Origin of the sequence: Paracoccus aeridis, assembly GCF_004923205.2 — a bacterium.
Classification (GTDB): domain Bacteria; phylum Pseudomonadota; class Alphaproteobacteria; order Rhodobacterales; family Rhodobacteraceae; genus Paracoccus; species Paracoccus aeridis.
Map to the genome: position 1 here is coordinate 77,210 of NZ_SELD02000018.1, position 11,750 is coordinate 88,959.

The 11,750-nt window shown below is 71.1% G+C and carries 12 protein-coding genes; 6 read left to right on the forward strand and 6 right to left on the reverse strand.

All coding sequences use genetic code 11. The features are described 5' to 3' along the window. Positions 1-73 precede the first annotated feature (73 nt). Positions 74-997, forward strand: a complete 924-nt coding sequence (locus ELI80_RS07060) for an ABC transporter permease (RefSeq protein WP_136650754.1) — start codon at positions 74-76, stop codon at positions 995-997. Positions 998-1,030: 33 nt separating this feature from the next. Here ELI80_RS07060 and ELI80_RS07065 read toward each other — a convergent pair whose 3' ends face one another. From ELI80_RS07065 to ELI80_RS07075, 3 genes are read right to left on the reverse strand one after another with little or no spacing between them, the layout of a single operon-like run. Then, positions 1,031-1,681 carry a thiamine diphosphokinase gene (locus tag ELI80_RS07065; RefSeq protein WP_136650410.1) on the reverse strand — a complete coding sequence of 217 codons (651 nt, stop codon included), beginning with the start codon at positions 1,679-1,681 and terminating at the stop codon, positions 1,031-1,033. Further along, on the reverse strand, positions 1,678-1,884 hold the full coding sequence (locus ELI80_RS07070) for a DUF2842 domain-containing protein (protein ID WP_136650411.1): 207 nt from the start codon (positions 1,882-1,884) through the stop codon (positions 1,678-1,680). Before ELI80_RS07070 ends, ELI80_RS07065 begins: the two co-directional genes overlap by 4 nt. A 4-nt stretch (positions 1,885-1,888) precedes the next feature. Continuing rightward, positions 1,889-3,181, reverse strand: a complete 1,293-nt coding sequence (locus tag ELI80_RS07075) for an adenylosuccinate synthase (RefSeq protein WP_136650412.1) — start codon at positions 3,179-3,181, stop codon at positions 1,889-1,891. 156 nt (positions 3,182-3,337) lie between these two features. Between ELI80_RS07075 and edd the strand changes: the two genes are divergently transcribed. Then, positions 3,338-5,140, forward strand: coding sequence for a phosphogluconate dehydratase (gene edd, locus ELI80_RS07080; RefSeq protein WP_136650413.1), 1,803 nt, complete (start codon positions 3,338-3,340; stop codon positions 5,138-5,140). A gap of 124 nt (positions 5,141-5,264) precedes the next feature. Here edd and ELI80_RS07085 read toward each other — a convergent pair whose 3' ends face one another. Next, positions 5,265-5,651, reverse strand: coding sequence for a DUF2147 domain-containing protein (locus tag ELI80_RS07085; RefSeq protein ID WP_136650414.1), 387 nt, complete (start codon positions 5,649-5,651; stop codon positions 5,265-5,267). Between the two features lie 176 nt (positions 5,652-5,827). Between ELI80_RS07085 and hisA the strand changes: the two genes are divergently transcribed. The 4 genes from hisA (at position 5,828) to ELI80_RS07105 (ending at position 10,031) form a co-directional block, all read left to right on the forward strand. Next, positions 5,828-6,544: a 1-(5-phosphoribosyl)-5-[(5-phosphoribosylamino)methylideneamino]imidazole-4-carboxamide isomerase gene (gene hisA / locus ELI80_RS07090; protein WP_136650415.1), complete on the forward strand. Its 717-nt coding sequence runs from the start codon at positions 5,828-5,830 to the stop codon at positions 6,542-6,544. 109 nt (positions 6,545-6,653) lie between these two features. Beyond that, the gene (gene secG / locus ELI80_RS07095; RefSeq protein ID WP_136650416.1) at positions 6,654-7,295 is read left to right on the forward strand and encodes a preprotein translocase subunit SecG; all 642 of its coding nucleotides are present in this window, start codon (positions 6,654-6,656) and stop codon (positions 7,293-7,295) included. Between the two features lie 149 nt (positions 7,296-7,444). Next, positions 7,445-9,091, forward strand: coding sequence for a CTP synthase (gene pyrG, locus ELI80_RS07100; RefSeq protein ID WP_136650417.1), 1,647 nt, complete (start codon positions 7,445-7,447; stop codon positions 9,089-9,091). A 112-nt stretch (positions 9,092-9,203) separates the two neighbouring features. Continuing rightward, positions 9,204-10,031, forward strand: coding sequence for a hypothetical protein (locus ELI80_RS07105; RefSeq protein WP_136650418.1), 828 nt, complete (start codon positions 9,204-9,206; stop codon positions 10,029-10,031). Between the two features lie 38 nt (positions 10,032-10,069). Here ELI80_RS07105 and aroB read toward each other — a convergent pair whose 3' ends face one another. Together aroB and ELI80_RS07115 are read right to left on the reverse strand one after the other, a co-directional pair. Further along, entirely contained in the window at positions 10,070-11,167 is a 1,098-nt protein-coding gene (gene aroB / locus ELI80_RS07110; RefSeq protein ID WP_136650419.1) for a 3-dehydroquinate synthase, read from the reverse strand. Further along, positions 11,164-11,709, reverse strand: coding sequence for a shikimate kinase (locus tag ELI80_RS07115; protein ID WP_201740577.1), 546 nt, complete (start codon positions 11,707-11,709; stop codon positions 11,164-11,166). Before ELI80_RS07115 ends, aroB begins: the two co-directional genes overlap by 4 nt. Positions 11,710-11,750: the final 41 nt, after the last annotated feature.

The following is an 11,750-nucleotide window of genomic DNA, read 5'->3' on the forward strand; positions in this document are numbered from 1 at the left end:
CCAAGAAACCGCCCGCAACGAGGCGGAGCTGATCCGCGAGACGGCCTCGAACGCGCCCACGCCCGCGGCCGGGATGCTGCCGCCCGACCAGCCGGTCTCGACGGTGAACACGACGCCTGCCAGCCGCAGCCAGTGGCGCGACGTGTGGCGCCAGTTCCGGCGTCACCGGGGCGCGATGGTGGCGCTGGTCCTGTTCACCGGAATCGTGCTGTTCGTGACGATCGGCCCCTACATCTGGACGATCGACGCGACCTACGTGGACATCCGCGCCCGCAACCAGAGCTTCAGCGCCGCCCACCCGCTGGGGACCGACCAGCTTGGCCGCGACATGCTGGCGCGGCTGATGAAGGGCGGGCAGGTGTCGCTGGCCGTCGGGCTGACCGCGATGCTGATCGCGGTGACGCTGGGCAGCCTGATCGGCATCCTGTCGGGCTTCTTCCGCCGCCTCGACGCGCCGCTGATGCGGATGACAGAGCTGTTCCTCGCGCTGCCCCTGCTGCCGCTTCTGCTGCTGATGGTGACGCTGTTCCGCGAGCCGCTGAGCCAGGCGATGGGGCCCGGCCTCGGCACCTTCCTGCTGATCGTGACCGCCATCGGCGCGACCAGCTGGATGCAGGCCGCCCGGATCGTGCGCGGCGACGTGCTGGGCCTGAAGGAACGCGAGTTCATCCTGGCCGCCCGGTCCATCGGCACCCCCAACTTCCGCATGATGACGCGGCACGTGCTGCCGAACGTGCTGTCCCCGATCATGGTGGCGGCGACGCTCGGGATCGCGACCGCGATTATCACGGAATCGGCGCTGTCCTTCCTGGGCCTCGGCTTCCCGCCGGACTTCCCGACCTGGGGTCGCCTTCTCTACGACGCGATCGAGCAGATGCAGATGTATCCCTGGCGGGTGATCCTGCCCGGCATCTTCATCTCGCTGACGGTGCTGACGGTGAACTACATCGGCGACGGGCTGCGCGATGCGATGGATCCGCGGATCCGCGGCCGCTGAGACATGGAAAGGGCGCCCTTGCGGCGCCCTTTCTCATTGCAGCGCGACGAGCGCCGCCGGCAAATGTTCCTTCGGCAGGATCACGAGGCACGGGCCGTCGAGGGCGAGCCGCACAGGCCCGGTCACCTCGTTGGACGTGCCGACCCGCTCTGCCGGGGCCAGCTCCACCCCGTCGATCGGCCAGCGCAGGCCTTCGCTGGTGCCGGTGACGCGGCCAAAGGGCATCAGCGACAACCTTGCCCCGGCGGGCAGGTCCAGCGCCAGCCGGGACGGCGCGGCAAAGACCACGTCCGCAGCCCCGACCACCACGCACGAAGGATGCGGCCTGCGGCACAGCGTCGACAGCACCGCCAGCGCGTGATCCATCCGGGGGGCCGCAAAGCCGAGCGCGAGGACGAACGGCGCGTCGATGTTGCGCAGGCACTTGTCGAAATCGGTGCTGTCCTGCTCGGCGATCCGGTGCAGCCGCTCCGCCGGGATCGCGGCGCGGGCGGCGTCGCCGATGCTGTCGAAGTCCCCCACGACCGCATCGGGCATCAGCCCCAGCGCCAGCGCCGTGTCAGCCCCGCCGTCCGCCGCCATCACCACCGGCGCCAGCGCCACGGCGGCGGCCGCATCGACGGCCAGCACGTCGCCGCCGCCGATCAGCGTCACGGGGCGGTCGCTGCGAAACAGCGGCGTCACTTGCCGGTGCTGTGGAACACCCGCCTGAACGGGATCGCCCAGAGGAACGCGAGCAAGACATACAGCGGCACCTCTGCCCAGATCGGCAGCCTGCCCCAGCGGTCGTCGATCCAGTTCAGGAACCACCACGCCGCGATCAGATAGACCGGCAGCCAGACGACCAGAAGGAACAGCGCCCAGCGCTTGCGGCGTTGCAGGTCCATCGGATCAGTCCGCGAAGGGATCGTGGACGAGGATCGTGTCGTCGCGTTCGGGGCTGGTGGACAGCAGCGCGACCGGGCACTGGATCAGCTCCTCGATCCGGCGGACATACTTGATCGCGGCGGCGGGCAGGTCGGCCCACGACCGCGCGCCCTCGGTCGATTCCGACCAGCCCTCGATCTCCTCGTACACCGGCACCGCCCGCGCCTGCAGGGCGGCGGCGGTGGGGAGGTAATCGTAGTGCTGCCCGTCCACGGTGTAGCCGGTGCAGATCTTCAGCGTCTCGAACCCGTCCAGCACGTCGAGCTTGGTCAGCGCGATGCCGTTCACGCCGGAAATGGCGCAGGTCTGGCGCACCAGCGCCGCGTCGAACCAGCCGCAGCGGCGCTTGCGCCCGGTGACGGTGCCGAACTCGTGCCCGCGCTCGCCCAGCTTCTGGCCGATCCCGTCCTCCAGCTCGGTCGGGAACGGGCCCGATCCGACGCGGGTGGTGTAGGCCTTGACGATCCCCAGCACGTAGCCGATCGCGCCCGGCCCCATGCCGGTGCCGGACGCGGCCATGCCGGACATGGTGGTGGACGAGGTGACGTAGGGATAGGTCCCGAAGTCGATGTCCAGAAGCGATCCCTGCGCGCCCTCGAACAGGATGCGCTTGCCCGCCTTGCGGGCGTCGGCCATCACCTTCCACACCGGCTGCGCGAAGGGCAGCAGCTTCGGCGCGATTTCCAGAAGCGTCCGCTTGAGCTCCGCCCGGTCCACCGGCGTCGCGCCCAGCCCCTGCCGCAGCGGATCGTGATGGGCAAGCAGCCGGTCGAGCCGCTGGTCCAGCGTCTCCTCGTCGGCGAGGTCGGCCACGCGGATCGTGCGGCGACCGACCTTGTCCTCGTAGGCGGGGCCGATGCCGCGCCCGGTGGTGCCGATCTTCGACGCGCCCGCCGCGTCCTCGCGCAGGCGGTCGAGGTCCTGGTGCAGCGGCAGGATCAGCGGCGTGTTTTCCGCGATCATCAGGTTCTCGGTGGAAATCTCGACCCCCTGCCCGGTCAGCTTGTCGATCTCGGTGAACAGCGCCCACGGGTCCAGCACGACGCCGTTGCCGATCACGGCCAGCTTGCCCTGCCGCACGATCCCCGACGGCAGCAGCGACAGCTTGTAGACCTCGTTGCCGATGACGAGGGTGTGGCCCGCGTTGTGGCCGCCCTGGAAGCGCGCGATCACGTCGGCGCGTTCGGACAGCCAGTCGACGATCTTGCCCTTGCCCTCGTCGCCCCACTGGGCGCCGACCACCACCACGTTCGCCATTCCAAGATCCTTCGCGTCAACCCGGCGGCGGTATAGCCGCAGGCGGGCCGCGCGGAAAGCGCCGAAAACGCGCGTCCCTGCCCGGCGCGGGGGACACGTTGCGCCGTTATCGCTAACTTCCTATGTCTTGAGGCAGCGCCCATCGGGGGAACCGCCATGCTCAACGACACCATCGCCCGCGTCACCGACCGGATCCGCGAACGCTCGGCCGACCGCCGCGCCACCTACCTGTCCACCGTCGCCCGTTCGGCCGAGAACGGACCGCGGCGCGCCCATCTCAGTTGCGGCAACCAGGCCCACGCCTATGCCGCGATGGACGACAAGGCCGACATGGCGCTGACCGCGCGTCCCAACATCGGCATCGTCACGGCCTACAACGACATGCTGTCGGCGCATCAGCCCTATGAGCGCTATCCCGACCTGATCCGCCGCGCCGCCCACCGGGCGGGCGCCACGGCGCAGGTGGCGGGCGGCGTGCCCGCCATGTGCGACGGCGTCACCCAGGGGCGCGCGGGGATGGAGCTGTCGCTCTTTTCCCGCGACGTGATCGCGATGGCGGCGGGGGTCGCGATGTCGCACGACACCTTCGATTCGGCCGTGTGGCTCGGGATCTGCGACAAGATCGTCCCGGGCCTCGTCATCGCCGCCGCGACCTTCGGTCATGTCCCGGCCGTGTTCCTGCCGGGCGGCCCGATGCCCTCGGGCCTGCCCAACGACGAAAAGGCCCGCGTGCGCGAGGATTTCGCCGCCGGCCGCGTCGGCCGCGACAAGCTGATGGAGGCCGAGATGGCGTCCTACCACTCGCCCGGCACCTGCACCTTCTACGGCACGGCGAACAGCAACCAGATGCTGATGGAGTTCATGGGCCTGCACCTGCCGGGCGCGAGCTTCGTCAACCCGAACACGCCGATGCGCGAGGCGCTGACGGTCGCGGGCGTGACGCGGGCCGCGCAGATCACGCGGCTGGGGAACGACTACATCCCGGTCAGCGCGATCCTCGATGAACGCGCCTTCGTCAACGGGATGGTCGGGCTGATGGCGACGGGCGGGTCCACGAACCACGTCATCCACCTGCCCGCGATGGCGCGGGCGGCGGGGATCCTGATCGACCTGCAGGATTTCCACGACCTCAGCCAGGTGACCCCGCTGCTGGCGCGGGTCTATCCGAACGGCCTCGCCGACGTGAACCACTTCCACGCGGCGGGCGGGCTGGGCTTCCTTATCGGGCAGCTTCTGTCGGCGGGACTGCTGCACGAGGATGTCACCACGATCGCGGGCGAGGGCCTTGGCCGCTACACCACGGAGCCGAAGCTGACGGATGCCGGGATCGAGTGGGTGGACGGCCCCGGCGCGTCGCTCAACGACCGCATCGTGCGCCCGGCGGCAAGTCCGTTCGCGGCCACCGGGGGCCTGCACATGCTCGCGGGCAATCTCGGCCGCGCGGTCATCAAGGTGTCGGCGGTGAAGCCCGAACTGCACGTGGTCGAGGCGCGCGCCCGGGTCTTCGACGACCAGAACCAGGTGAAGGCCGCGTTCCAGGCGGGCGAATTCACCGGGGATACCGTCGTCGTCGTCCGCTTCCAGGGGCCGCGCGCGAACGGCATGCCGGAACTTCACAGCCTGACGCCGACCCTGTCGGTCCTGCTGGACCGCGGCCTGCGGGTCGCGCTGGTCACGGACGGGCGCATGTCGGGCGCGTCGGGCAAGGTGCCGGCCGCGATCCATGCCACGCCCGAAGCGGCGGCGGGCGGACCGCTCGCCCGGCTCCGCGACGGCGACCTCGTCCGGGTGGACGCGGTGGCGGGGACGCTCGACTGCCTCGAGCCGGACTTCGCCACCCGCACCCCGGCGACCTACGACCCCGCCCCCAGCGCGCACGGCATGGGCCGCGAACTGTTCGAGGCGTTCCGCGCCCATGTCGGCCCCGCCGACGAAGGCGCGGGCATCGCGGTCAGGTGACGGAAGGCCCCGCCGGTCCGACCGGCGCGGGCGGGTTCACCACGCGCGGCACCTGCCGGCTGCGCAGCAGCGGGCGGCGGGCGGGGGCCGAGGCGGTTCGCCGGGTCAAGCGGGGCGCGGCAGCCTACTTCAGCTTGGTCCAGGTCTGCGCCTTGCAGATCAGCCCGCCCGCGACGCAGCCCGACAGCTTCATCGACGTGCCGCCGACGGTCGCCTTGCCGTTGTAGACCTTGTCGTTGGCGGGCCGCCACACCTGCCCCTCGTAGTTGCCGCCGCCGGTCGCCTTCATGCTGCGGACGATCTGCTTGCCGACATTGGGGGACGCGTATTCCGCCCCGGCCTTGTAGGTCTTGACGATCGTGCCGCAGAAGGCGCCGCCGCAGGGCGCGATGCTGACGATCGCAAGCGCGCCCTCGTCGGCCTGCGTCTGCCATATCCCCTCGATCGGGTCGGCGGCCATCGCGGCCGACGCCGACAGCGCGAAAGCGGCGGCGAGTGCGAGTGTCTTCATGGTGGTCCCTCCCGTGATCCTTGGCGAAAGCAGGCCCGGGCGCGCCGATTCCCGCAAGCGTGACGTAGGGTCCCGCCGCCGCCCGCCGTCGCAGGGCAGCGGCTTTCCCCGGCGGCCCCGCTGTGGCAAGGGGGGCCGCGACGCCGGTCGCCCGGCCGCATCGAAGGAGCCGCGAGATGATCCTGTACCCCGCCATCGACCTCAAGGACGGGGCCTGCGTGCGGCTGCTGCGCGGCGACATGGACGCGGCGACCGTGTTCGGCACCGACCCGGCGGCGCAGGCCGCGCGCTTCGCCGCGGCAGGCGCCCGGTGGCTGCATCTCGTCGACCTCAACGGCGCCTTCGCCGGGCGGCCCGTCAACGGCGAGGCGGTGCAGGCGATCCTGCAGGCGGTCGACCTGCCGGTCCAGCTTGGCGGCGGCATCCGCGACATGGGCACGATCGAGGGGTGGCTGGGCCGCGGCGTCGCCCGCGTGATCCTCGGCACCGTCGCGGTCGAGAACCCGGATCTCGTGGCGGAAGCGGCCGCCGCGTTCCCGGGGCGGATCGCGGTCGGGATCGACGCCCGGGGCGGCCGGGTGGCCACGCGCGGCTGGGCCGAGCAGACCGGGATCGCCGCGACCGACCTCGCCCGCCGGTTCGAGGACGCGGGCGTCGCGGCCATCATCTATACCGACATCGACCGCGACGGGGCGATGCAGGGCCCCAACGTCGCCGCGACCCACGCGCTGGCCCGCGCCGTTTCGATCCCGGTGATCGCGTCGGGCGGCGTCTCGTCGCTCGCGGACCTGATCGCGCTGCGCGATGCGGGCTCCATAGCCGGGGCGATTTCCGGCCGCGCGCTCTACGACGGCGCGCTGGACCTGTCAGAGGCGCTGGCCGCGCTGGCCTGACCCCGCCGTTCGCCGCGGCAGGTCCGGTTCCGGCACGTTCGGCCTTGCTTGCCATCACCCCCGCCCGTGACTAGTAAGACGCGTCCCGCGAGACGAGAAAGGCCACCCCGTGCAGAACGTCGTCCTTACTGTGCATCTGATCCTCGCCGTGCTGCTGATCGGCGTGGTGCTGCTGCAACGGTCCGAAGGCGGTGGCCTTGGCATCGGCTCGGGCGGCGGCAGCGGCGTGATGAGCGGGCGGCAGGCCGCGAACGCGCTGACGCGCGCCACCTGGCTGCTGGCGGCGGGCTTCCTCGTCACCTCCATCGCGCTGACGGTCATCGCCGCCCGCAACTCGGCGACGGGTTCGGTGCTGGACCGGATCGCACCCGCGGGCGACACGACCGGCGCGCCCCTGAACGCGCCGGCCGGCATGCCGGCGCTGCCCGACTATGCCCCGCCGCCCGCCGCCGGTCAGCCGATCCTGCCGCCGGGCGCCGCCGCGGCGCCGGGGCAGGTATCCGGCGGAACCCCGGCGACCGTTGCCGCACCGGAGCCCGCTGCGGAGCGCGCCCCGGCCGCCAGCACAACGGCCGCCAGCACCCCGGCGACCAGCACCCCGACGCCCGCCGCCGACGGAAGCGCGGGCAGCGCGCCCACCAGCTACACCGTCCCGATCGGCGACGCGCCCGCCGTCCCGGCCGATGCCGCGAACCAGACCACCGTTCCGCTGAACGCCCCCGCCGGGGCCGCGGCACCGGCCACGAACTGAACACCACAGCTTGAGGGCGCTTCCGGGCGCCCCCACAAATTGTCGCGGTCCGTTGCGGGATGGCGGAGAATCGGGTATGTCCCGGCTCCCGTGATGCCGGTCTTCGGGACCGCGCGTTTCCATTGCAAGACAACATCACGGGGGCCCGCATGGCGCGTTACATCTTCATTACCGGCGGCGTCGTGTCCTCGCTTGGCAAGGGGCTCGCCTCGGCCGCGCTCGGCGCGCTTCTGCAGGCGCGGGGCTATACCGTGCGGCTGCGCAAGCTCGACCCCTACCTGAACGTCGATCCCGGCACGATGAGCCCGTTCGAGCATGGCGAGGTCTTCGTCACCGACGACGGCGCGGAAACGGACCTCGACCTCGGCCACTACGAACGCTTCACCGGCGTCAGCGCGCGGCGCACCGACACGGTCAGCGCGGGGCGGATCTATTCCAACGTGCTGGAACGTGAACGCCGCGGCGAATATCTCGGCAAGACGATCCAGGTGATCCCGCACGTCACCAACGAGATCAAGGACTTCCTCGCGATCGGCGAGGACGAGGTGGACTTCATGCTGTGCGAGATCGGCGGCACCGTCGGCGACATCGAGGGCCTGCCTTTCTTCGAGGCGATCCGCCAGTTCAGCCAGGACCGCCCGCGCGGCCAGTGCATCCTGATGCACCTGACGCTGATCCCCTATCTCGCCGCCTCGGGCGAGTTGAAGACCAAGCCCACCCAGCACAGCGTCCGGGAACTGCGCGCCATCGGCCTGCAGCCGGACGTGCTGGTCTGCCGGTCCGAGCACCCGATCCCCGACCGCGAGCGCGCCAAGATCGCGCTGTTCTGCAACGTCCGGCCCGACGCGGTCATCCCCGCCTACGACCTGAAGTCGATCTACGAGGCGCCCCTGGCCTATCACCGCGTCGGCCTTGACCGCGCGGTGCTGGACGCCTTCCAGATCAGCCCGGCCCCCCGCCCCGACCTGCGCCGCTGGGAAGACGTGAACGACCGTCTGACCAACGCCGAGGGCGAGGTCAGGATCGCCATCGTCGGCAAGTACACCCAGCTGGAAGACGCCTACAAATCCATCTCCGAGGCGCTGACGCACGGGGGCATGGCCAACCGCGTCCGCGTCCGCCCCGAATGGATCGACGCCGAGAGGCTGGAAAAGCCCGACGGCATCCACCTGCTCGACGGCTATCACGGGATCCTCGTCCCCGGCGGCTTCGGCGAGCGCGGAACCGAAGGCATGATCGCCGCCGCGAAATACGCGCGCGAAAGGAAGGTGCCATATCTGGGCATCTGCCTCGGGATGCAGATGGCCGTGGTCGAGGCGGCGCGGAACCTTGCCGGGATCACCGACGCCGGGTCCGAGGAGTTCGACCACGAGGCGGGCGAGGACCGTTTCACCCCGGTCGTCTACCACCTCAAGGAATGGGTGCAGGGCAACAGCCGCGTCGAGCGCAAGATCACCGACGACAAGGGCGGCACGATGCGGCTGGGGTCCTACACCGCGTCGCTCGCGCCCGGATCGAAGATCAGCGAGGTCTATGGCGGCGCGTCCGAGATGGAGGACCGCCACCGCCACCGCTACGAGATCGACGCCCGCTACCGCGAGCCGCTCGAGGCGTGCGGGCTGTGGTTCTCGGGGATGTCGCCGGACGGGCGGCTGCCGGAGGTGGTCGAGGTCAGGGACCATCCGTGGTTCATCGGCGTGCAGTCGCACCCGGAACTGAAGTCGAAGCCCTTCGCCCCCGCGCCGCTGTTCCGCGACTTCGTCCGCGCGGCGAAGGATCTGGAGCGGATGGTCTGATCGCGACTGATGGCGACGGCGCGGCGCATATCGCAGGGCAAGTGCAGGACGCCGGCAGATTTCCCGTGCATTGCGCCGCTGCCGCTTCCCGCGCGCGCGTGAACGCCGCGTCATGACCCGCTGGTCCCATCCCGTCGCGTCGTTCTGGGCCGGTGGCGATCTGTCGTTCATCGAGCAGATGGTCCTTGCCTCGTACCTGGAGCAGGATTGCGACTTCACGCTTTATGTCGCGGGCGAGGTGGGCGGCATTCCCGCAGGGGTGGCGGTCAGGGACGCATCCGAGATCCTGCCGAAGCCCGGTTTTGTGAGCGGGCCGCCGACACGGCACGAACTCGCCGTCTGGTCCGACCTGTTCCGCGTGGCGCTGCTGCGGCGCCGCGAGGTGATCTGGGTGGACATGGACGCCTACTGCCTCGCGCCCTACGCCACGTCGACGGGCTATCTCTTCGGGTTGAACGACGGCACCGGGGTGCTGTCGGGGGTCGTTGCCCTGCCCGTCGGCTCGGCCCCGCTGCGGTGGCTCGAGGCGTTCCTGTTCCAGGCCGAGCTCGTCCCGCCGTGGCGCGGCGCGAAGTGGATCGCCCCCCGGCGCGAGGCGGGGCGGCTCGCGCCCGCAGCCCTCCCGTGGGGCGACACCGGACCGCGCGCCCTGACCCATGCGCTGGAGCTGACGGGCACGAAGCACCACGCCGCGGCGCAGGAGGTCTTCTATCCCCTGTTCCGCGACAGCCTGCGCCGGCTCTGGACGCCGGGCATGGCGGACAGCGACATCGTGCGGTCACCCGACACGCTGTCGGTTCACATCTTCGGCTACACCAAGCGCTTCCTCACCACGCATCACGGCAGCCTGCCGCCGCCGGGTTCGTGGCTCGCGCGGCGGGCAAGGGCACATGGCATCGACCCGGCCGCGGCACCCGCCCTTGCCGAACCGCTCGGGTGAAGACGCGCCCAGCCGGGCGGGCCCCGCGACAAGCGGCGTCAGCCGCCCAGCACCGCCCGCAACTCCGCCCTGTCCACCCGGTCGGTGACGAACGCCTGCCCGATCCCGCGGGCGAGGATCATCCGCAGCTTTCCGTCCACCACCTTCTTGTCCTGCCCCATCAGGGCGATCAGCGCCTCGGCATCGGGCAGGTCGCCGGGAATGTCGCAAGGCCGCGAGGGCAGCCCCATCGCGGCGAAATGGGCGGCAACGCGCGAAGGGTCTTCCTGCGGGCAAAGGCCCATGCGGGCGGACAGCTGGAACGCGAGGGTGCAGCCGATCGCCACCCCTTCGCCGTGCAGCAACCGGTCGGAATAGCCGGTGGCCGATTCCAGCGCGTGCCCGAAGGTGTGGCCGAGGTTCAGCAGCGCGCGCTCCCCCTGCTCGGTCTCGTCCCGCGCGACGATGCCGGCCTTCATGGCGACGCACCGGGCGACCGCGTGCTGCAGCGCCGCCGGGTCGTCGCGCAGCGCGGGTCCGTTCGCCTCGAGCCAGGCGAAGAACGCGGCATCGCCCAGAAGCCCGTACTTCGCGACTTCGCCGTAGCCCGCGCGGAAGTCGCGGCCCGGCAGCGTCGCCAGCGCGTCGATGTCGGCCAGAACGAGGCTCGGCTGGTGGAACGCGCCGATCAGGTTCTTGCCCTGGGGCGAGTTGATCCCGGTCTTGCCGCCCACGGAACTGTCCACCTGCGCCAGCAGCGTCGTCGGCACCTGCGCGAACCGCACGCCGCGGCGCAGGATCGCGGCGGCGAAGCCCGCGAGATCGCCGATCACGCCACCGCCCAGCGCCACGACCAGGTCGCCGCGCTCGACCTTTTCGCCGATCAGCCATTCGACCGCACGGCCGAGATGCTGCCAGGACTTGGTCGCCTCGCCCGCTGGCAGCGCCAAGGACGACGCGGCGATCCCGGCCCCTTCCAGCGCCGACACGAACGGCGGCAGGTGGATGGCCGCGACGGTCTCGTCGGTCAGGATGGCCACCCGCGGACGTGTCAGCAGCGGCGCCAGATGGGTGCCTGCGCCAGCGATCAGGCCGCGGCCGATGCGGACTTCGTAGGAACGCTCGCCCAGCGCGACGGGGACGGTGTCGATGGTCATGCAGGCTCCAGCACTTCGGGACGGGCGGTGCGGATCGCCGTCAGCACCTTCTCGACCGTCGCGGCCAACGCGTCGTCCGGCGCGACCGCGACGGCGACGTCGGCCTGCGCATACACCGGCCGGCGCGCGTCCAGCAGCCGTTCCAGCGTGCCGCGCGGATCGGGCGTCTGCAGCAGCGGCCGGTTGGGCCGGGCGCGGACCCGCCGCCACAGGGTTTCAACGTCGCAGTCAAGCCAGACCGACACGCCCGATTGCGCGATCAGCTCGCGGTTGCGCGGCTGGACCCAGGCGCCGCCGCCGGTCGCGAGGACGCCCGGTCGTCCCGACAGCAGCCGGTCCAGCACCTGCGTCTCGCGGTCGCGGAAAAAGCCCTCGCCGTAGCGCTGGAAGATCTCGCTGACGGTCAGGGCCGCGGCGGTCTCGATCTCGGCGTCCGAATCGACGAACTTCGCGGACAGCCGACGCGCGAGCTCGGTCCCGACCGCGGTCTTACCCGCGCCCATCATGCCGATCAGAACGATGCTCTGCCTCAACTTCCGCATTCCATGCCCCGGCCCCGCAGGCCCGCCGTTTCCTGCCGGTT

Excerpts from the sequence above, each read along its gene's own strand:
- ELI80_RS07060 (WP_136650754.1), top strand. The coding sequence starts at position 74 with ATGCTGCCGCCCGACCAGCCGGTCTCGACGGTGAACACGACGCCTGCC.
- ELI80_RS07070 (WP_136650411.1), bottom strand. The coding sequence starts at position 1,884 with ATGGACCTGCAACGCCGCAAGCGCTGGGCGCTGTTCCTTCTGGTCGTC.
- ELI80_RS07075 (WP_136650412.1), bottom strand. The coding sequence starts at position 3,181 with ATGGCGAACGTGGTGGTGGTCGGCGCCCAGTGGGGCGACGAGGGCAAG.
- edd (WP_136650413.1), top strand. The coding sequence starts at position 3,338 with ATGCTCAACGACACCATCGCCCGCGTCACCGACCGGATCCGCGAACGC.
- ELI80_RS07085 (WP_136650414.1), bottom strand. The coding sequence starts at position 5,651 with ATGAAGACACTCGCACTCGCCGCCGCTTTCGCGCTGTCGGCGTCGGCC.
- hisA (WP_136650415.1), top strand. The coding sequence starts at position 5,828 with ATGATCCTGTACCCCGCCATCGACCTCAAGGACGGGGCCTGCGTGCGG.
- pyrG (WP_136650417.1), top strand. The coding sequence starts at position 7,445 with ATGGCGCGTTACATCTTCATTACCGGCGGCGTCGTGTCCTCGCTTGGC.
- ELI80_RS07105 (WP_136650418.1), top strand. The coding sequence starts at position 9,204 with ATGACCCGCTGGTCCCATCCCGTCGCGTCGTTCTGGGCCGGTGGCGAT.
- aroB (WP_136650419.1), bottom strand. The coding sequence starts at position 11,167 with ATGACCATCGACACCGTCCCCGTCGCGCTGGGCGAGCGTTCCTACGAA.
- ELI80_RS07115 (WP_201740577.1), bottom strand. The coding sequence starts at position 11,709 with ATGCGGAAGTTGAGGCAGAGCATCGTTCTGATCGGCATGATGGGCGCG.